The 17,679-nt window shown below is 62.2% G+C and carries 16 protein-coding genes; 7 read left to right on the forward strand and 9 right to left on the reverse strand.

All coding sequences use genetic code 11. From position 1 onward, the window contains the following. Positions 1-29: 29 nt before the first annotated feature. From GL286_RS10705 to GL286_RS10720, 4 genes are all read left to right on the forward strand, one after another. A complete protein-coding gene (locus GL286_RS10705; RefSeq protein WP_155095560.1) occupies positions 30-941 on the forward strand; it encodes a dihydrodipicolinate synthase family protein in 912 nt (303 codons plus the stop codon). 108 nt (positions 942-1,049) lie between these two features. Next, the gene (gene denD / locus GL286_RS10710) at positions 1,050-2,027 is read left to right on the forward strand and encodes a D-erythronate dehydrogenase (protein WP_155095561.1); all 978 of its coding nucleotides are present in this window, start codon (positions 1,050-1,052) and stop codon (positions 2,025-2,027) included. Then, positions 2,014-2,754 carry a GntR family transcriptional regulator gene (locus tag GL286_RS10715; protein WP_211596278.1) on the forward strand — a complete coding sequence of 247 codons (741 nt, stop codon included), beginning with the start codon at positions 2,014-2,016 and terminating at the stop codon, positions 2,752-2,754. Before denD ends, GL286_RS10715 begins: the two co-directional genes overlap by 14 nt. A 28-nt stretch (positions 2,755-2,782) precedes the next feature. Beyond that, entirely contained in the window at positions 2,783-3,517 is a 735-nt protein-coding gene (locus GL286_RS10720; RefSeq protein WP_155095562.1) for an SDR family NAD(P)-dependent oxidoreductase, read from the forward strand. A 26-nt stretch (positions 3,518-3,543) separates the two neighbouring features. Here the strand turns inward: GL286_RS10720 and GL286_RS10725 are convergent, their stop codons facing one another. The 6 genes from GL286_RS10725 to GL286_RS10750 all read right to left on the reverse strand — a co-directional run bounded on the left by GL286_RS10725 (position 3,544) and on the right by GL286_RS10750 (position 10,423). Then, positions 3,544-4,428, reverse strand: coding sequence for a carbohydrate ABC transporter permease (locus GL286_RS10725; RefSeq protein ID WP_155095563.1), 885 nt, complete (start codon positions 4,426-4,428; stop codon positions 3,544-3,546). Beyond that, positions 4,428-5,354 (reverse strand): carbohydrate ABC transporter permease, encoded by a 927-nt coding sequence (locus GL286_RS10730; protein ID WP_155095564.1) that lies wholly within the window; start codon positions 5,352-5,354, stop codon positions 4,428-4,430. The genes GL286_RS10725 and GL286_RS10730 overlap by 1 nt, the downstream gene beginning before the upstream one ends. Positions 5,355-5,404: 50 nt before the next feature. Next, complete coding sequence (locus tag GL286_RS10735; RefSeq protein ID WP_155095565.1) at positions 5,405-6,718, reverse strand: ABC transporter substrate-binding protein; 1,314 nt, start codon at positions 6,716-6,718, stop codon at positions 5,405-5,407. Between the two features lie 82 nt (positions 6,719-6,800). Then, a complete protein-coding gene (locus tag GL286_RS10740; protein WP_155095566.1) occupies positions 6,801-7,847 on the reverse strand; it encodes an ABC transporter ATP-binding protein in 1,047 nt (348 codons plus the stop codon). A 128-nt stretch (positions 7,848-7,975) separates the two neighbouring features. Continuing rightward, positions 7,976-8,875 carry a sugar kinase gene (locus GL286_RS10745; protein WP_155095567.1) on the reverse strand — a complete coding sequence of 300 codons (900 nt, stop codon included), beginning with the start codon at positions 8,873-8,875 and terminating at the stop codon, positions 7,976-7,978. 96 nt (positions 8,876-8,971) lie between these two features. Beyond that, on the reverse strand, positions 8,972-10,423 hold the full coding sequence (locus GL286_RS10750; RefSeq protein ID WP_155095568.1) for an aldehyde dehydrogenase family protein: 1,452 nt from the start codon (positions 10,421-10,423) through the stop codon (positions 8,972-8,974). A gap of 125 nt (positions 10,424-10,548) precedes the next feature. Here GL286_RS10750 and gloA2 point away from each other — a divergent pair, with 125 nt between their 5' ends. Next, complete coding sequence (gloA2, locus tag GL286_RS10755; RefSeq protein WP_155095569.1) at positions 10,549-10,941, forward strand: SMU1112c/YaeR family gloxylase I-like metalloprotein; 393 nt, start codon at positions 10,549-10,551, stop codon at positions 10,939-10,941. Positions 10,942-11,021: 80 nt separating this feature from the next. Continuing rightward, complete coding sequence (locus GL286_RS10760) at positions 11,022-11,678, forward strand: redoxin domain-containing protein (protein ID WP_155095570.1); 657 nt, start codon at positions 11,022-11,024, stop codon at positions 11,676-11,678. A gap of 48 nt (positions 11,679-11,726) precedes the next feature. On the opposite strand, the gene GL286_RS10765 is transcribed toward GL286_RS10760, so the two are convergent. Next, the gene (locus GL286_RS10765) at positions 11,727-12,494 is read right to left on the reverse strand and encodes a hypothetical protein (RefSeq protein ID WP_170295143.1); all 768 of its coding nucleotides are present in this window, start codon (positions 12,492-12,494) and stop codon (positions 11,727-11,729) included. A gap of 136 nt (positions 12,495-12,630) precedes the next feature. Here GL286_RS10765 and GL286_RS10770 point away from each other — a divergent pair, with 136 nt between their 5' ends. Next, the gene (locus tag GL286_RS10770; protein ID WP_211596279.1) at positions 12,631-13,560 is read left to right on the forward strand and encodes a glycosyltransferase family 2 protein; all 930 of its coding nucleotides are present in this window, start codon (positions 12,631-12,633) and stop codon (positions 13,558-13,560) included. A gap of 49 nt (positions 13,561-13,609) precedes the next feature. Here GL286_RS10770 and pnp read toward each other — a convergent pair whose 3' ends face one another. Both pnp and putP read right to left on the reverse strand, forming a co-directional pair. Next, complete coding sequence (gene pnp / locus GL286_RS10775) at positions 13,610-15,754, reverse strand: polyribonucleotide nucleotidyltransferase (RefSeq protein WP_155095572.1); 2,145 nt, start codon at positions 15,752-15,754, stop codon at positions 13,610-13,612. Positions 15,755-16,074: 320 nt separating this feature from the next. Further along, positions 16,075-17,544, reverse strand: coding sequence for a sodium/proline symporter PutP (putP, locus tag GL286_RS10780; protein WP_155095573.1), 1,470 nt, complete (start codon positions 17,542-17,544; stop codon positions 16,075-16,077). Positions 17,545-17,679: the final 135 nt, after the last annotated feature.

Here is a 17,679-nt window from a genome sequence, read left to right on the forward strand (position 1 = left end):
ATCCGCCGCGAATTTTTCAGGAGGCCATCATGGCTAAATACGAGGGCATCTGGCCTGTTGCGCCGGTTTCTTTCAACGACGACGGATCGGTCGATTTTGACGGCATGCGCCGCATTCTGGACTGCATGATCGACCAAGGCGTGGACGGGATCTGCATCCTCGCGAACTTCTCGGAGCAGTTCCTGATCTCGGATGCGGAGCGTGAGGCCCTGACCCGCGTCTCGCTGGAACATGTCGCTGGCCGCGTTCCGGTCATCGTCACCATCAGCCATTACGCCACCCCGATCGTGGTCGAGCGCGCGCAGCTCGCCAAGGATCTTGGCGCCGCCATGGTCATGATGATGCCTCCCTATCACGGTGCCCTGCTGAAAGGCACCGCCGAGCAGACGTTCGAGCAATTCGCCCGCGTCGGCGATGTCGGCATCCCGATCATGATCCAGGACGCGCCGCTGTCGGGCGTCGATCTGCCGGTGCCGCTGCTGGTCCGCATGGCCCGCGAGATCGAGATGGTGAAGCTGTTCAAGATCGAATGCCCCCGTGCCGCGAACAAGCTGCGCGCGCTGATCGCCGAAGGCGGAGACGCGATCGAAGGTCCCTTCGACGGCGAGGAAGCTATCACCCTGCTGGCCGATCTGGATGCAGGCGCGACCGGCACCATGACCTCGGCGATGATCCCCGACCAGATCAAGCCGGTGCTGACCCATTGGAAAGCCGGCGACCGCGCCGCCGCCACCGCGGCTTACGCCCGCATCCTTCCGGCAGTGAATCACGAGAACCGTCAATGCGGCTTCCTGTCGGCCAAGGCCGTCATGGTCGAGGGCGGCGTCATCAAATCCGAGTTCAGCCGCCATCCGATTCCGGCGCTGCATCCGGCCACCCGCGCCATGCTTATGGACCTCGTGCGCCCGCTGGATCCGGTCGCTTTGCGCTGGGGCAAGTAATCCCTACGGTCCGGCTGCCAATCGCGGCCGGACCTTACGAGACACTGGCGCGACCCTTCACACCAATGTATACATAAGCCGACCGATACTGGGGAGGAGAGGTCGGACATGAAGCTGTTGATCATCGGCGCGGCAGGCATGGTTGGCCGCCGTCTGGCAGAAACCATCCTGAAAACCGGCACGCTTGGTGCGAATCCTGCGGATGCACTGGTGGCATTCGACGTGGTTCCGGCGGGTCTTGTCTCGACCGATCAGGTCGAAGTCACCAATCTTTCGGGAGACATCTCGGACCGCAGCGTGGTCGATTCGCTGATCGCCGACCGGCCTGATGTGATCTTTCACCTTGCCGCCATCGTCTCGGGCGAGGCCGAGGCCGATTTCGACAAGGGCTATGCCATCAACATGGACGGCACCCGCCATCTGTTCGAGGCGATCCGCGCCCAAGGCCCCGACTACCACCCACGCGTGGTCTATACCTCGTCCATTGCCGTCTTCGGCGCGCCTTTCGACGAAAAGATCACCGACACCTTCCTGACCGCGCCGATGACCAGCTACGGCGCGCAGAAGATGATCGGCGAGCTGCTGCTGAACGACTATACCCGCAAGGGCTTCTTCGACGGCGTGGGTATCCGATTGCCGACCATCGTCGTGCGTCCCGGTAAGCCGAACAAAGCCGCCTCGGGCTTCTTCTCGGGGATCATCCGCGAGCCGCTGGCGGGGCTGGATGCGGAACTTCCAGTCGAGGATGACGTGCGCCACTGGTTCGCCAGCCCCGATGCCGCAGTCGGTTTCCTGCTGCATGCGTCGACGATGGACACCGCGCAACTTGGCGTGCGCCGCTGCCTGACCATGCCCGGTCTGTGCCTGTCCATCGCCGAAGTTCTGGGGGCATTGCGCGAGGTCGCGGGCGAGGATGCCGTGGCCCGTGTCAAACGCGTTCCCAACCAGACCATCCGTACCATCGTTGCGGGCTGGCCGCAGGATTTCGCCCCCGAGCGCGCCCTGCAAGCGGGCTTTACCGCAGACAAGGATTTCCAGTCGATCATCCGCGCCCATATCCGGGACACCGCCGATGCCTCAGGCTGAACCGCCACGGATGCGCGGCAAGGTCCGCTCGGCCCGTTCGATTCCCAGCCTGCATGGCCTGACCGAGATGGCCGCGCGCGAGCGCGCCTATCATGACCTGCGCTACCGCATCCTGACCGGTCGCCTCGCCCCTGGCACGACCCTTCTGGAAACCGAGCTCGCGGGTCTTCTGTCCCTGTCGCGCACGCCCGTCCGCGAAGCCGTCATCAAGCTTGAAGAGGAAGGACTGGTCGAGGTCCGCCCCCGCCACGGCGTGACCATCAAAGCGCTGTCGCTGCAAGACTTCGCCAATATCCTCGACACCTACTCGGCCCTTGAGGTCCGGGCCTATGAACTGGTCGCCGCGCGCGGGCTGACCCCCGAACAGACCCGCCTGCTGGAACGCATGGTCGAGGATATGGAAACCGCCACTGCCACGGGCGACATCGCCCGCTGGTCCGATCTCGACGACGAGTTTCATGCCGAGATCGTCTCGCTTTGCGGCAATCAGCGCCTGCAAACCGCGCTGAACGCCTTCTGGGGCCAGCAGTACCGCGCAAGGATGATGATCCTGCCGCTGCGCCCTTTGCCCGACGAATCCAATGCCGAGCATCGCGCCGTCCTGGATGCGCTGAAACTTGGCGACCGCGACCTGACCCGCGAGCGGCAGAATGCCCATCGCGACCGGGCCGACAAACAGCAGCTCGAGCTACTGCGCCGCTCATTGGGGAGCAGCGGACTGGCCTGAGCATCCCTGAGGAGGAGGGAGACCACCAATGAACAAGATCGACCTGAACGGCCGCCTCGCGGTCATCACCGGAGGCGCGCAGGGCATCGGCTATGCCGTAGCGCAACGTTTCGTTGAAAGCGGCGCGCGCGTCATCATCTGGGACCGCGACGGTGCCGCCGCCGAGAAAGCCGCGGCAACGCTGGGCGAAGCCGCCACCAGCCAACAGGTCGAACTGGCTGTCGATGCCGAAATCGAGGCCGCGGCCAAAGCCGCCGGTCCGGTCGATATTCTTGTCAACAACGCGGGCATCACCGGCGGCAATGGCAAGACTTGGGAACTTGAGCCCTCGGTCTGGCGGCAGGTGATCGAGGTCAACCTGAACGCCCCCTATGTCGCCTGTCGCGCCCTTGTCCCCGGCATGATCGAGCGCGGCTATGGCCGGATCGTCAACGTAGCATCGATCGCTGCCAAGGAAGGCAACCCGAACGCCGCGCATTACTCGGCCTCGAAAGCAGGGCTGATCGCGCTGACGAAATCTCTGGGCAAGGAACTGGCGGGAACCGGCGTCATCGTGAATGCCATCACTCCCGCTGCCGCACGCACCCCGATTTTTGACCAGATGACCCAGCAGCATATCGACTACATGTTGTCAAAAATCCCGATGAACCGCTTCCTTGAGCCGTCCGAGGCCGCCGCGCTGGTCGCATGGCTCGCCTCCGGGGATTGCGCCTTCTCGACCGGAGCGGTCTTTGACATCTCGGGCGGTCGCGCCACCTATTGAGCGTGGAAAGGGGCCGTTCACGGCCCCTATTCCTTCACCGCGCCGGTCATCGAGCTGACATAGTAATCGACGAAGAACGAATACAGGATCACCACCGGCAGCGATCCAAGCAGCGCCCCACTCATCAGCGCACCCCATTCGTAAATGTCGCCCCGCACCAGTTCCGTCAGCACCCCCACGGGGATGGTCTTGTTCTCGGAACTCGAGATAAAGGTCAGCGCATAGATGAACTCATTCCATGACAGCGTGAAGGCAAAGATCCCCGCCGAGATCAGCCCCGGCACCGCCAAGGGCAGCACCACCTTGGTCAGGATTTGCCAGCGCGTCGCGCCATCGACCAGCGCCGATTCCTCAAGCTCGTAGGGGATCGAGCGGAAATATCCCATCAGAAGCCATGTGCAGAAAGGGATCAGGAAGGTCGGATAGGTCAGGATCAGGGCAAGCTTGCTGTCAAAAATCCCGATCTGGAACACGATCACCGAAAGCGGGATGAATAGGATCGAGGGCGGTACCAGATAGGCCAAGAAGATCAGAAGCCCCGTCACCCGCGCACCGCGAAATCGCAGCCGCTCGATGGCGTAGGCCGCAAAGACCGAGGCCAGCAACGACAGGAAGGTCGAGCAGACCGCTACGACCAGCGTGTTCCACAGCCAGCCGGGATAGCTGGTCTCGAATAGCAGGTATTTGATGTGCTCCAGCGTCGGACCGACAACCCAGAACGGGCTGTGGTTCTGGTAATCGGTCAGCTGTGCGTTCGGCTTCACCGCCGTGATCGCCATCCAGTAGAACGGGAAGAGCAGCACGAAAACAAAGCAGGCCAGTGGCAGCCAGACCAGCATGATCCGGCGGGTACGGCTCTCGAATTGCTCCAGCCCCTCGTGATCGTCGGTGATCGTGGTTTGGTCGGTCATCAATCCGCTCCTTGCTGCCATTTGCGGCGCTGAAGGCCGAAGAAGCTGAACAGGATCGCCGCCAGCAGGAACGGGATCATCGCGACAGCAATGGCCGCACCCTCGCCCAATTGACCGCCCGGAATGGCGCGTTGGAACGACAGCGTTGCCATCAGGTGGGTGGCGTTCACCGGCCCGCCGCGCGTCAGCACATAGATCAGCTGGAAATCGGTGAAGGTGAACAGGACCGAGAAGGTCATCACCACCGCGATGATCGGCGTCAGCAGCGGCAACGTCACCTTGGTGAAACGCTGCCACGGGGTCGCACCGTCAATGGCCGCGGCCTCGTTCAGGGATTGCGGGATGGTCTGCAAGCCCGCCAGCAGCGAGATCGCGACAAAGGGGATACCCCTCCAGACGTTGGCCGCCATGACGGACAGCCGCGCATTCCACGGATCGCCAAGGAAGTTGATCGGCTGGCTGATGATGCCCCATTTCAGCAGCACCCATGAGATGATCGAGAACTGGCTGTCGAAGATCCACCAGAATGCCAGCGCCGACAGCACCGTCGGCACCACCCATGGCAGCAGGATGATCGCGCGGAAGAAATTCTTGCAAGGCAGGTGCCGGTTCAAGAGCAGCGCCAGCCACAGGCCCAGACCGAATTTCAGGACCGAGGCGACGACAGTATAGAAAAGCGTGTTGAAGACCGACAGCCAGAACACCGGATCGTCCATCAACCAGGCATAGTTCTCCAGCCCGATCCATTGGCCCGAGCGCCCGATCCGGGCATCGGTAAAACCAAGCCAGACCCCCAGACCCAAGGGATATGTCAGAAAACACAGCAGAAAAACCGCCGCCGGCAGCATGAACAGCAGGCCCAGACCATTGCGGCTTTCGACAAAGCGCCGCCAGAACGACGCGCGCGGCTCAGACACGGGTGGCATGTCCAGCTCCTTCGTTCGGGGAATTGGGGCGCCCTATGGCGCCCTCTGGATCAGCGGTAATAGCGCGCGATACGGCGCTCGGCGTTGGCGATGGCCTCTTCGGGGCTGCGCTGTCCGGTGACAGCCTCGGCGAACATGTCCACAAGCACGTAATCGGCCATGACCCCCGCCGATGCCGGTCCCAGAGGTCCGGCATACCCGTTCGGACGCAGCGATTCCGAGGCCTTGGCATAGGGCGCGTGGATCGGGTTCGAGGTCCATACCGGATTGTTTGCAAAGCCTTTTAGCGCCTGACAGCAATAGGCGCTGGCTCCGGTCAGCCAAGCGTTCATCTGCTCGGGCTGATACATGAACTCCAGATAGGCTTTCGCGGCATTCGGGAACTTGCAGTGATTGAAAATCGAGATGGTTGAGGTCTGGTGCAATTCCACCGACTTGCCCACAGGCCCGATCGGCAGGTTCGAGGTCCGGATGTCCTCGCCAAGCGCCTTGGTCGCCTCGTCCTTCATCGCCGCATAATACAGCGACACGCCGTTCGCCGTCAGCGAGATATCACCGGCAAGGAAGGCGCGGTTGTTGTTGATATCGAGCCAGCTTTCCGTTCCCGGCACAAAGACCGAGTACAGTTTCTTGGCATAGTCGATTGCCGCCAAAGTCTCGGGGCTGTTGATCGCGACCTCGCCCGCCTCGTTGACCGTCTGACCGCCATGCGACCACAGCAGCCAATGCGCGAAGTTGTTGCCGTCGCCCACGGCCTTGCCGAACGGGAAACCCGCAGGAGTTCCCTTTTCCTTCAGCGCCGTACACAGCTTGAGGAAACCTTCGGTATCGGTCGGGAAGCTGTCGAAGCCCGCAGCCTTTACATGGCTTTCGCGATAGCAGATGGCGTTGCCGATGGCGCAAAGCGGCGTCGAGATGAACTTGCCGTCCTTTTCGCCATAACCGCGCAAGCCATCGTACCAGCCACCGTTCTTCTCGCCCAGCATGGTGCAAAGATCGGTCACATCGACCAGCTTGTCGGGATACTGGAAGGGGTCATCGAACCAGCTCATCACCATGTCGGGGCCAGAGCCCACATTGGCGGCAACGGCGGCTTTCGGGCGGACATCCTCCCAGCTTTCCTGATCGATGCGGACCTCGACACCGGTCGCCTTGGTAAAGGCGGCGGTGTTGGCGTTCCACGCTTCTTCCTCGCCCTTGACGAAGGGCACCCAGCGCAGCAGGCGCAGGCTGGCGCCCTCTTCGGGGGTGAAGGTCATGCCCGCGGCCTGCGCCATGGCAGGACGGATGAACGGGCTGGTCAGGACGGCACCCGCCGCTAGCGCGGCGCCGCCCTGTAGAATCTTTCTGCGGTCGATGGACATTGCTTCACTCCTCCCAAAGTGCAATGCGGCCGCTTCGCGGCCTTGTTCATCCCGCGCCCCTCCTCGGACGCGAGACCGGCAGTCAGTTCGTCAGGCGCACCCCGCTGTCAGCGTCAAACAGATGCACGGCGGCGGGATCTATCGAGACATTCACGATCTCGCCCGGTCGGGCGGTCACGCGGTCGCGGAACACACAGGTGACCGGCTGGCCACCGATGCGGCCCACGACATAGGTTTCGGCGCCGGTCGGCTCGGTCACCTCGATGGTCAGGGGGATGTCGCCGCCCAAGGTAATCGCCTCGGGGCGAGCACCGTAAACCAGTTTGCGCCCCTCAGGCGCGCGCGGGACCGGCAGGCGTTGGCCATCGGTCGCGACAAAAGCCCCGTCCTTGGCGCTGCCCTGAATCATGTTCATCGCCGGACTGCCGATGAAACCCGCCACGAACAGGTTCGCGGGGCGGTCATAAAGCTCAAGCGGAGCGCCGATCTGCTCGACCCGCCCGTCATGCATGACCACGATCTTGTCGGCCATGGTCATGGCCTCGATCTGGTCATGGGTGACATAGACGGTCGTGGTTTTCAGGCGGTTATGCAGGTTCTTGATCTCGCTGCGCATACTGACGCGCAACTTTGCGTCAAGGTTCGACAGCGGTTCGTCGAACAGGAAAACTTGCGGATCGCGCACGATGGCACGGCCCATGGCGACGCGTTGGCGCTGACCGCCCGATAGCTGGCGCGGGTAGCGGTCCAGCAGGTGGGCCAGACCCAGAATCTCGGCGGCGGGCTTGACCCGTTCCGAGATGTCTGCGCGGGATTCCCCCTTGAGCTTCAGCGAAAAGCCCATGTTCTCGGCCACCGTCAGATGCGGGTACAGCGCGTAGTTCTGGAACACCATCGCGATGTCGCGATCCTTGGGCGGCAGGTCGTTCACGACCTTCTCGCCGATCAGGATGTCGCCCGAGGTGATATGCTCAAGCCCCGCCAGCATCCGCAGCAAAGTGGATTTCCCGCATCCGGAGGGGCCGACCAGAACGACGAATTCCCCTTCCTCGATATCGACCGAGACGCCATGCATCACCTCGACCGCGCCATAGGATTTCCGTATCTCGCGGATAGTCACCGAGGCCATGCGATCCCTCCTCCCAAAGGTATCCATTGGAAGGCAGGCTGGCAGGAAGGGTTAGATCAAGCAAGCATTTTGTTGGCGATAGACAAAAAGGACAAGTCCATCCGGCGCTACCGCCAATGTATACGCTGCTATCCCAACAACGCTTCTGGCGGGATCAACGCACCCGGATGCTGGATCACACGGCTGGCTGTTGCATGGCCACAGATGACAGCCTGCGCCATCTCCTCGCCGGCCAGACGCGCCGACAGATAGCCGCCGTTGAAGCTGTCGCCCGCACCCGTGGTATCGACCGGCTGGATACGCTCGCCGCAGGGCAGGTCCAGCCATTCGCCATCCGCCGTATGGCCCAGCATATCCGCGCCGCCATTCTTCACAAGGATTTCGGTCACACCGGCCTTCAGGTAGCGTTCGGCGGTCTGGCGCGGGGTTTCGTCCCCGAAATACTGCGCTTCCTCGTCGAAGCTGGGCAGAGCGATATCCGCGACTGCCGCGCCCTTCATGATCCAGTCGCGCATCTCGTCGGTGCTGGACCACAAACGCAGCCGCATATTGCTGTCGAACGCGACCTTGCCCGAGGCTGCCGCCAGTGCCTCAAGCAGCGCCTGCCGCCGGTCGGGCGTCAGGATCGCCAGGGTGATCCCCGAGAAATAGATCAGGTCCGCGTCATGGAAGCAGTGCGCCAGATGGTCGATGTCATCGGCCAGACAGCGCGCAGCCGAACTGTCGCGCCAATAGGTGAAGCTGCGCTCACCGTCTTTCAGGTCGATCATGTAAAGACCGGGCGCACGGGTCGGATGACGGGTGATGCAGCCCGTGCCGACGCCGGAACCAGCAATGAAATTCACCATCGCATCGGAGATCGCGTCCTGCCCGACGCAGGTCAGATAATCCACCTGCGCGTCTTGCGGCATCAGGGCCCGCAAATACCAAGCGGTGTTGAACGTGTCGCCCGCGAATGCCTGCCGCCAGAGCCCCTGCCCCGCGCCCGACATTTCGACCATGCATTCTCCGACCGATACCACCCGCATTGCGACCCCCTGTTCTTGCGAGGCGCAACTTAGCGTTTGCGTCCGAAATGAAAAGGGCCGCCAATGACGCGGCGGCCCCGATCGGTCAGGATTGGCTTACGCCTCGACGTCCCAGCCGCTGATCTGCTTGCTGTCCATGAATTCCTCGATGCCCCAGACACCGCCCTCGCGTGCCCGCCCCGAGGCCTTGACCCCGCCGAAGGCCGAGCCGCGACCGCGGCTTTGCCCGTTCATCTCGATCATGCCGGCGCGAAGCTGGCGCGACAGGCGGTTGCGCCGCGCGCCGTCCTGCGTCTGGACGTAGTTCGTCAGCCCGTAAATCGTGTCATTGGCCATCTCGACGGCTTCCTCCTCGGTGTCGAAGGGGATGATCGACAGGACGGGGCCAAAGATCTCCTGACGGGCGATGGTCATGTCATTCGTGACATCGGCAAAGACCGTAGGGCGGACGAAATAGCCACGATTGACGCCCTCGGGCAGGCCGGGGCCACCGGCGACCAGTCGCGCGCCCTCGTCGATGCCGGCCTGGATCAGATCCTGAATCTTGTCCCATTGCAGCTTCGACACCACCGGTCCGATATGGCGACCCGATTGGTGCGCCGTGGCGACGGCGGTTTCCTCGGCGACCTTCTGGGCATGCGCGACGGCGGTTTCGTAGAACGACCGCTCGACCAGCATCCGGGTCGGCGCGTTGCAGGACTGGCCCGAGTTGTAGAAGACATGGCGCACGCCGCGCGTCACGGCCTTTTCGTCGGCATCGGCAAAGACCAGGTTCGCGCCCTTGCCGCCCAGTTCCAGCGCGACCTTTTTCACGGTATCCGCCGCCGCCTTGGTGATCGCGATGCCCGCACGGGTCGAGCCGGTGAAGCTGATCATCTCGACATCGGGATGGGTCGAAAGCTGCGTTCCGACACCCGGACCGTCGCCGTTTACCATGTTGAAGACACCCGCAGGCAGACCCGCCGCATCGACGATCTCGGCGAAGACGACCGAGGATAGCGGCGCGATCTCGCTGGGCTTCAGGACCACGGTATTGCCAGCAAGGATGGCCGGAATCACCTTCAGCGTGACCTGATTCATCGGCCAGTTCCACGGCGTGATCAAACCGACGACGCCGATCGGCTCCCATGCAACCATGCTGCCGGGGGCATGGGCACCCAGCGGGCGGATGAACTCGAAATTGCGGAACGCCTCGATGAAGGTCTCGATATGGGACACGCCCGAGCCTGCCTGATCCGCGACCGCCATGTCATGCGGTGCGCCCATCTCGTCTTCGATGGCCTTGCCCATATCGGCCTGACGGTCCTTGTAGACGGCCAGAATTTTCTCGACATGGGCCAGACGCTCGGCGGGCGCGGTCGCGGACCATGCGGGGAACGCCGCTTTTGCAGCCGCTACGGCAGCGTCGGTATCGGCCTGCGCTCCAAGCGAGATCACCGCGACCGGCTCTTCGGTGGACGGGTCGATGACCTCGAGGTCATGCGCCACACTGGGCTGTACCCATGCACCGTTGATGTAGAACTTCCGCTTGTCTGCCAGATCGGACATGATCGGCCCCCTTTGCTGTTGTTGGCGGTAAGGTGGCACTGCCCCGATTGGGTTGCAAGTCACGGGGACTCGCCAACCACGCGGATCATCGGCATGTTATTGCCGCGACACCGGACAGGAATCCCATGCTGCGCTCGATCCACCATGCTGCCATCATCTGCTCGGATTACCGGCGCTCGCGGGACTTCTACACGCAAGTCCTTGGCCTGAGGATCGTGGCCGAGAACCACCGCGCCGCGCGGGATTCATGGAAGCTGGACCTTGCCTTGCCCGATGGCGGCCAGATCGAGCTGTTCTCGTTCCCCGATCCCCCCGCCCGTCCCAGCCACCCCGAGGCGCGCGGCCTGCGCCACCTCGCCTTCGCGGTCACCGATCTGGACTCCGCCTGCGACCGGCTGCAGCAACACGGCGTCCGGATCGAACCGATCCGCACCGATGAATTTACCGGATGCCGGTTTACCTTTTTCGCCGATCCCGACGGGTTGCCGCTGGAATTGTACGAAACCCGGGAAATTTAATACGACCGAATTAGTCAAGTTGGCAATCAACATGACCTAGTCTAACGTATTGCCGCGACCCAACAATTTAGGATGTTCACATGTCCCTTCGCATCAACTCGACCGCCCCGGATTTCACCGCCAACTCGACCGAGGGCCAGATCAGTTTCCACGACTGGATCGGCGACAGCTACGCGATCCTGTTCTCACACCCGCGCGATTTCACGCCGGTCTGCACCACCGAGTTCAGCGCCGTCGCCCAACTCGCACCCGAGTTCGAAAAGCGTAACACGAAGGTTCTGGGCGTCTCGGTGGATTCGGCCGACGACCACGGCAAATGGAAGGCCGACATCGAGAAGGTCGCTGGCGTTCCGGCCAATTTCGCCATCATTGACGACACGGGGCTAACCGTCGCCAAAGCCTTCGACATGCTGCCCGAGGAGTTCTACCTTCCGACCGAGGGCCGCACTCCGGCCCATTCGGCGACCGTCCGCACCGTGTTCATCATCGGTCCCGACAAGAAGATCCGCCTGACCATGACCTATCCGATGTCGGTCGGCCGCAACTTCGCCGAGATCCTGCGCGCTCTTGATGCCGTCCGCAAAACCGACGGCGTGCCGCTGGCCACTCCGGCGAACTGGGTTCCCGGTCAGGACGTCATCGTCGCGCTGGCACTGGACGACGCCGCCGCCGAAGCGAAATACGGCGCGCTGGACAAGAAGCTGCCCTATCTGCGTTTCGCCAAAGATCCGGCCTGATCGCAGCAGCTACCCTAAAAATACCGGTCGCGTCCTTTGGCGCGACCGTTATCCCTGCGCAGCTTTCTCCAGCGCATGTTCGACATTCCGCCCCAAAGTCACCGTTACGCCGCTGGACCTCGCGTGGGCGACCTCTTGGCGGAAAAGCGTAATCTCTCGTTCCGGATCATGATGCCCCCTGTCACGGATGCGCTGCCGCGCCACCGCATCCGAGCAGACCGCATCGTCATATCCGCCGACATAGCTGGTCGAGAAGAAGGTAAAGCCCATGATGGCAACCTCGCATACCGGAGCGCGAAGGAAAAAGCAGGAACAGACCAGACCGGTCGTCGGACATGCGCCCTCCAACTCGCCGGTCAGCTTCAGATAGACCTCGCAGGGGACATGCTTGACCTCAAGGCAGGTCGCATATTCCCTGGCCGCCATCAGCGTCCTGAGAAAGGCCGTTTTCGTCGGCGTGCGGTGGACAAGCACGCCCACGCCTGCATCGAGCAGCCCCTGCGGCGTCACCGGGCGGGTCTCGTCGGTCAAGGAATGGAACAGCACGTCGCAACGCAGGGCGTCAGCGCCCAAAGCCGGAATCGGCGTGTCCAGCCCGTTGTTCATTTTGACGATCACATCGAAGCGGGCGATGTCGATGCCGGACAGATCATCGTCAAGCGTTCGCGCCGGACCCAGAACAAGCACTCGTTTGTCGCGAAACCGTTCCGCATCGAAGGCATACGCTGCGCCGAATTTCCGCCTCAGGATCTTAGCGGCCAATGACCGCACGAAACCGGGGGCACGCTGCACACTGGCCAGGACGCGATGATTCAACATGGCCTTCCGAATAATCCCTAACTGGCAACGCCACGCGCTTGTGGGTCGATCTGCTGCTATCATAATTCGCGCCGACGGTCATATATGCTGCATCGCTTTCGCAAAAGTGCCGCACAGCGTATAGGATCAAGGTTTGAACAAGCCTGACAGGAATGCCGTGACCAGCCCGACGATCATCACACTTTCTTCTATTCCGTCGCGCTTTCACCTGTTGGAGCCGACCCTGCGCAGCTTGCTGGACCAGAAGCTGCAGGCTCAGGAAATCCGCATTAATATCCCGCTGCTCTATCGCCGCTTTCCGGATTGGGACGGCACGTTGCCGCAAGTCCCCAAGGGAGTCACGATCCGCCGTTGCGACGACGATCTGGGTCCGGCCACAAAGATCCTGCCCACGTGTCGCGACTACGCCGGACAGGATGTCGACCTGCTGTTTTGCGATGACGACAAGCTTTACGATCGCGATTGGCATCTTCGCCTCAAGCGCGCCCGCGCCACACGACCCGATGCCTGCATCGTCGAGGCCGGCGACAGCCTGCCCGACATCGCCGATTCCGTCCGCCCCGCCGACCGCTTGCCACGCGCAGCCCGCTGGACCAAGAAACCGCTTTCCTACCGCATCAAGCGCGTGCTTACGCTTTTCACCCATAAATCGCCGATCTACGCGACCAGCGGCTATGTGGACGTCCTTGGCGGACATGGCGGCGTGATGGTCCGCCCCGATTGGTTCGGGCCGGAAGTCTGGCAAATTCCGCCTGTTTTGTGGACGGTCGACGATCCGTGGCTATCGGGCCATCTCGAACGTCGCAACATCCCGATCTGGCTGCTGGCCGAGGTGTCCCGCATGAAGGTCTCGGAGGCCGGCGGTGTTGATGCCCTGCACGATCTGGTCGAGCAGGACCACGGTCGGGTCAAGGCCGATATCGCGGCGATAGATTATATGCGGCAGACCTACGGCATCTGGAAACCCGGAGGTCAACCCGTTCCCCCTGCCACATGGATGAGCGAAACCATGCGGCAGATCTCGAAACGCGCGACAGCATCGACCACATCATCTGCACCATGAAAAAGGCCCCGGCAATCGCCGGGGCCTTTCCTTTAACTGATCGCGCCAATTACTCGGCGTTTTCTTCTTTCTTCTCGGGAGCAATCTCTTCGCCGGTCTCCTGATCGACCATCTTCATGCCAAGGCGAACCTTACCACGATCGTCGAAGCCCAGCAGCTTGACCTTGACCTCTTGGCCCTCTTTCAGGACCTCGTTCGGGTGGGTCAGGCGCTTGTTGGCGATCTGGGACACGTGGACCAGACCGTCGCGCTTGCCGAAGAAGTTCACGAAGGCGCCGAAATCGACCAGCTTCACGACCTTACCGATATAGACCTTGCCCTCTTCCGGCTCGGCGACGATCGAATAGATCATGTCGTAGGCCTTCTTGATCGACTCGGCATTGGCCGATGCGATCTTGATGACGCCGTCGTCGTTGATGTCGACTTTGGCACCCGAGGTTTCCACGATCTCGCGGATGACCTTGCCGCCCGAGCCGATCACTTCACGGATCTTGTCGGTCGGGATGGTCATGGTCTCGATGCGCGGAGCATGAGCCGAGAACTCGCGGCGGCCTTCGGTCAGGGCATGAGCCATCTCGCCCAGAATGTGCATCCGGCCGTCTTTGGCTTGCGCCAGAGCCTGCTCCATGATCGCCGGCGTGATGCCCGCAACCTTGATGTCCATCTGCAGCGAAGTGATGCCGTTTTCGGTGCCCGCGACCTTGAAGTCCATGTCGCCGAGGTGATCCTCGTCGCCAAGGATGTCGGTCAGAACGGCGTATTTGCCGTCATCTTCCAGAATCAGGCCCATGGCGACGCCAGCGACCGGAGCTTTCAGCGGAACGCCCGCATCCATCATCGACAGCGAGCCGCCGCAGACCGAAGCCATCGAGGACGAGCCGTTCGACTCGGTGATCTCGGAGACAACGCGGATGGTGTAGGGGAAGTCGGTCGCAGCCGGCAGAACCGCCTGCAGCGCGCGCCATGCCAGTTTGCCGTGGCCGATTTCACGACGACCGGGCGAACCAACGCGGCCTACTTCACCGACCGAATAGGGCGGGAAGTTGTAATGCAGCAGGAAGTTCGAGCGGAAGTTGCCGTGCAGCGCGTCGATGATCTGCTCATCGTCGCCGGTGCCCAGCGTGGTCACGACCAGCGCCTGCGTTTCACCGCGGGTGAACAGCGACGAGCCGTGGGTGCGCGGCAGGATGCCGACTTCGCTGTCGATGGCGCGAACGGTACGGGTGTCGCGACCGTCGATGCGAGCGCCACCATTGATGATGTCACCGCGCAGAATGCCCGATTCCAGCTTTTTCAGCGCCGAACCAAGGTTCGCGTCAGCCAGTTCTTCCTCGGTCAGACCAGCCTTCACGGTCGCTTTCGCGGCGGCAACGGCGTCCTGACGGTCGGCCTTGTCCTTGATCGCGTAAGCGGCACGCATCTCGGTTTCGCCCAGCGATTTCACGCGGGCATACAGCTCGGAATAGTCCGGCGACTGGAAGTCGAAGGGCTCTTTCGCGGCGGCTTCGGCCAGATCGATGATCAGGTCGATGACGGGCTGCATGGCTTCGTGGCCGAATTTCACGGCGCCCAGCATTTCTTCCTCGGTCAGCTCGTAAGCTTCCGATTCCACCATCATCACGGCGTCTTTAGTACCGGCGACGACCAGATCCAGACGCTGCTCGGGGTTGTTGCGCAGGTTATCCATGTCCTGAACCTCGGGGTTCAGCACATATTCACCGTTCGAGAAGCCGACGCGGGCCGCACCGATCGGACCCATGAAGGGCACGCCGGAAATGGTCAGCGCCGCCGAGGCCGCGATCATCGCAACGATATCGGGATCGTTGACCAGATCGTGCGACAGCACGGTGCACATCACCAGAACTTCGTTCTTGAAGCCTGCGGCGAACAGCGGGCGGCAAGGACGGTCGATCAGACGCGCGGTCAGCGTCTCTTTTTCGGTCGGGCGCGCTTCGCGCTTGAAGAAACCGCCCGGCACTTTACCGGCGGCATAGTATTTCTCTTGGTAGTGAACCGTGAGCGGGAAGAAGTCCTGCCCCGGTTTCGGTTCTTTCGCGAAAGTGACGTTGGCCATGACGCTGGTTTCGCCAAGCGTGGCGATAACCGTACCGTCAGCCTGACGGGCAATCTTGCCCGTTTCCAGCGTGAGCGTTTCTTCGCCCCACTGGATGGATTTTTTCACTTCATCAAACATCTGATTTCCTCTGAGAACGCCCGGCCCTCCGGTCGCGTCCCGTGTCATATGCGGCCCCATTGCCGCTTGCCCCTATCCTTTGCATGTGCCCCGAGGCATGGGCGGCACGTCACAGATGCAGGCGGGCATACAGCAAAACAAGGGATTTGGAAAGTGGCTAGGGCTGGTGTGGCCCAACGCCCGACCGTGATCCTTTAGTAACAACACCCTGATCGGAGCGCGCATCATGGCCCCCCTATCGCCTGTCGGCGCGGTCGGGAATCACCCATGAAAAAGGCCCGCCCCCGACAGGGACGGGCCGATGCCGCAAAGCCGAAGGCTCAGGCGCGTTCCAAATGGCGGAACTCACCCTGATCAGCGGTCGCAAAGCTGACCAGCACGATCGCAAGGAACGAGGCGATGAAGCCCGGAACGATCTCGTAGATACCCTCGCCACCCAGTAGCGACTGGTTCAGACCCAGCCAGATCCACAGGATCACGGTGACCGCACCAACGATCAGACCCGCGACGGCGCCCGCACCGGTCATGCGCTTCCACGTCAGCGACAGGATGATCAGCGGCCCGAAGGCCGCGCCGAAACCGGCCCATGCGTTGGAAACCAGCCCCAGCACCTGCGAATCCGGATCTCCGGCGATCAGCAGCGCGACGATACCGACGGCCAGAACTGCCAGACGACCGACATTGACCAGCTCGCGCTCGGACGCGCCGCGCTTCAGGACGGTGCGGTAGATGTCTTCCGTCAACGAGGAGGACGCGACCAGAAGCTGGCTCGATACCGTCGACATGATCGCGGCCAGCAGCGCGGCATACAGGAAGCCGGTGACCAGCGGATGGAACAGCAGATCCGACAGCATGATGAAGATCGTTTCCGGATCGGCGACTTCCAGACCCGTGCGCAAAGCATAGGCGCGACCAAAGATCCCGACGGCAATCGCGCCGATCAACGAGATGATCATCCACGACATACCGATCCGGCGCGCGGTCGGAACGTCCTGAACGCTGCGGATCGCCATAAAGCGGACGATGATATGCGGCTGGCCGAAATAGCCCAGGCCCCAAGCCATCGCGGAAAGCCAGCCAATCGCCGTGACCCCTTTCGAGACCGACAGGAATTGCGGGTCGATCTCGGTCAGACGCGCGGCGGCTTGACCGACGCCCTGCCCTCCGTCCGAGGTCAGGATCACGATCGGCATGATCACCAGCGCCAGCATCATGATGCAGCCCTGCACGAAATCGGTCAGGCTGACCGCAAGGAAGCCGCCGATCACGGTATAGACCAGAACGATGCCCAAGGTCAGCGCGACGCCGGTCATGTAATCGCCGCCGAACGCGCTGGCGAACAACTTGCCGCCGCCAACCAGACCCGAGGCGGTATAAACCGCGAAGAAGACGACGATCACCACGGCGGAAACCATGCGCAGCAACCGCTGCGTGCTGGGGAAGCGTGCGCCAAGGAAGCCCGGAATGGTCAGGCTGTTGTCATAACGCTCGGTCTGCTCGCGCAGGCGCGGCGCGACCAGCATCCAGTTGACCCATGCGCCCAGCACCAGACCGATGCCGATCCATGCCTGCGACAGGCCAGCGACGAACAGCGCGCCGGGCAGACCCAGCAGCAGCCAGCCGCTCATATCCGATGCACCTGCGGACAGCGCCGTAACCGAGGGCGACAGGTCGCGCCCACCAAGAATGTATTCTTCCGAACTGGCTGTCGATTTGCGCCAGGCATAGACGCCGATCGCGATCATCAGCAGGAAATAGATCGATAGGCTGACCCAGACTCCCGTTTGCATTCGCTCTTCCCCTTGTAAACCAAGGGCGGGCCTTTTTCACGGATTCGGCATTTCGAAAAGGAAAATCCTGCGTTCTTTCCGCCCGCATTTGCCAAATGGTCGAATCGTCCAGACAGCCGCGCTGAAAAATCCGAA

This window comes from Paracoccus aestuariivivens, from assembly GCF_009711225.1.
GTDB classification, from domain to species: domain Bacteria; phylum Pseudomonadota; class Alphaproteobacteria; order Rhodobacterales; family Rhodobacteraceae; genus Paracoccus; species Paracoccus aestuariivivens.

What these genes read in the sequence shown, in the direction of transcription:
- pnp (WP_155095572.1), bottom strand. Translation starts at nt 15,754, where the DNA reads ATGTTTGATGAAGTGAAAAAATCCATCCAGTGGGGCGAAGAAACGCTC.
- GL286_RS10730 (WP_155095564.1), bottom strand. Translation starts at nt 5,354, where the DNA reads ATGCCACCCGTGTCTGAGCCGCGCGCGTCGTTCTGGCGGCGCTTTGTC.
- GL286_RS10715 (WP_211596278.1), top strand. Translation starts at nt 2,014, where the DNA reads ATGCCTCAGGCTGAACCGCCACGGATGCGCGGCAAGGTCCGCTCGGCC.
- GL286_RS10740 (WP_155095566.1), bottom strand. Translation starts at nt 7,847, where the DNA reads ATGGCCTCGGTGACTATCCGCGAGATACGGAAATCCTATGGCGCGGTC.
- GL286_RS10720 (WP_155095562.1), top strand. Translation starts at nt 2,783, where the DNA reads ATGAACAAGATCGACCTGAACGGCCGCCTCGCGGTCATCACCGGAGGC.
- denD (WP_155095561.1), top strand. Translation starts at nt 1,050, where the DNA reads ATGAAGCTGTTGATCATCGGCGCGGCAGGCATGGTTGGCCGCCGTCTG.
- gloA2 (WP_155095569.1), top strand. Translation starts at nt 10,549, where the DNA reads ATGCTGCGCTCGATCCACCATGCTGCCATCATCTGCTCGGATTACCGG.
- GL286_RS10745 (WP_155095567.1), bottom strand. Translation starts at nt 8,875, where the DNA reads ATGCGGGTGGTATCGGTCGGAGAATGCATGGTCGAAATGTCGGGCGCG.
- GL286_RS10705 (WP_155095560.1), top strand. Translation starts at nt 30, where the DNA reads ATGGCTAAATACGAGGGCATCTGGCCTGTTGCGCCGGTTTCTTTCAAC.
- GL286_RS10760 (WP_155095570.1), top strand. Translation starts at nt 11,022, where the DNA reads ATGTCCCTTCGCATCAACTCGACCGCCCCGGATTTCACCGCCAACTCG.
- GL286_RS10750 (WP_155095568.1), bottom strand. Translation starts at nt 10,423, where the DNA reads ATGTCCGATCTGGCAGACAAGCGGAAGTTCTACATCAACGGTGCATGG.
- GL286_RS10725 (WP_155095563.1), bottom strand. Translation starts at nt 4,428, where the DNA reads ATGACCGACCAAACCACGATCACCGACGATCACGAGGGGCTGGAGCAA.
- GL286_RS10735 (WP_155095565.1), bottom strand. Translation starts at nt 6,718, where the DNA reads ATGTCCATCGACCGCAGAAAGATTCTACAGGGCGGCGCCGCGCTAGCG.
- putP (WP_155095573.1), bottom strand. Translation starts at nt 17,544, where the DNA reads ATGCAAACGGGAGTCTGGGTCAGCCTATCGATCTATTTCCTGCTGATG.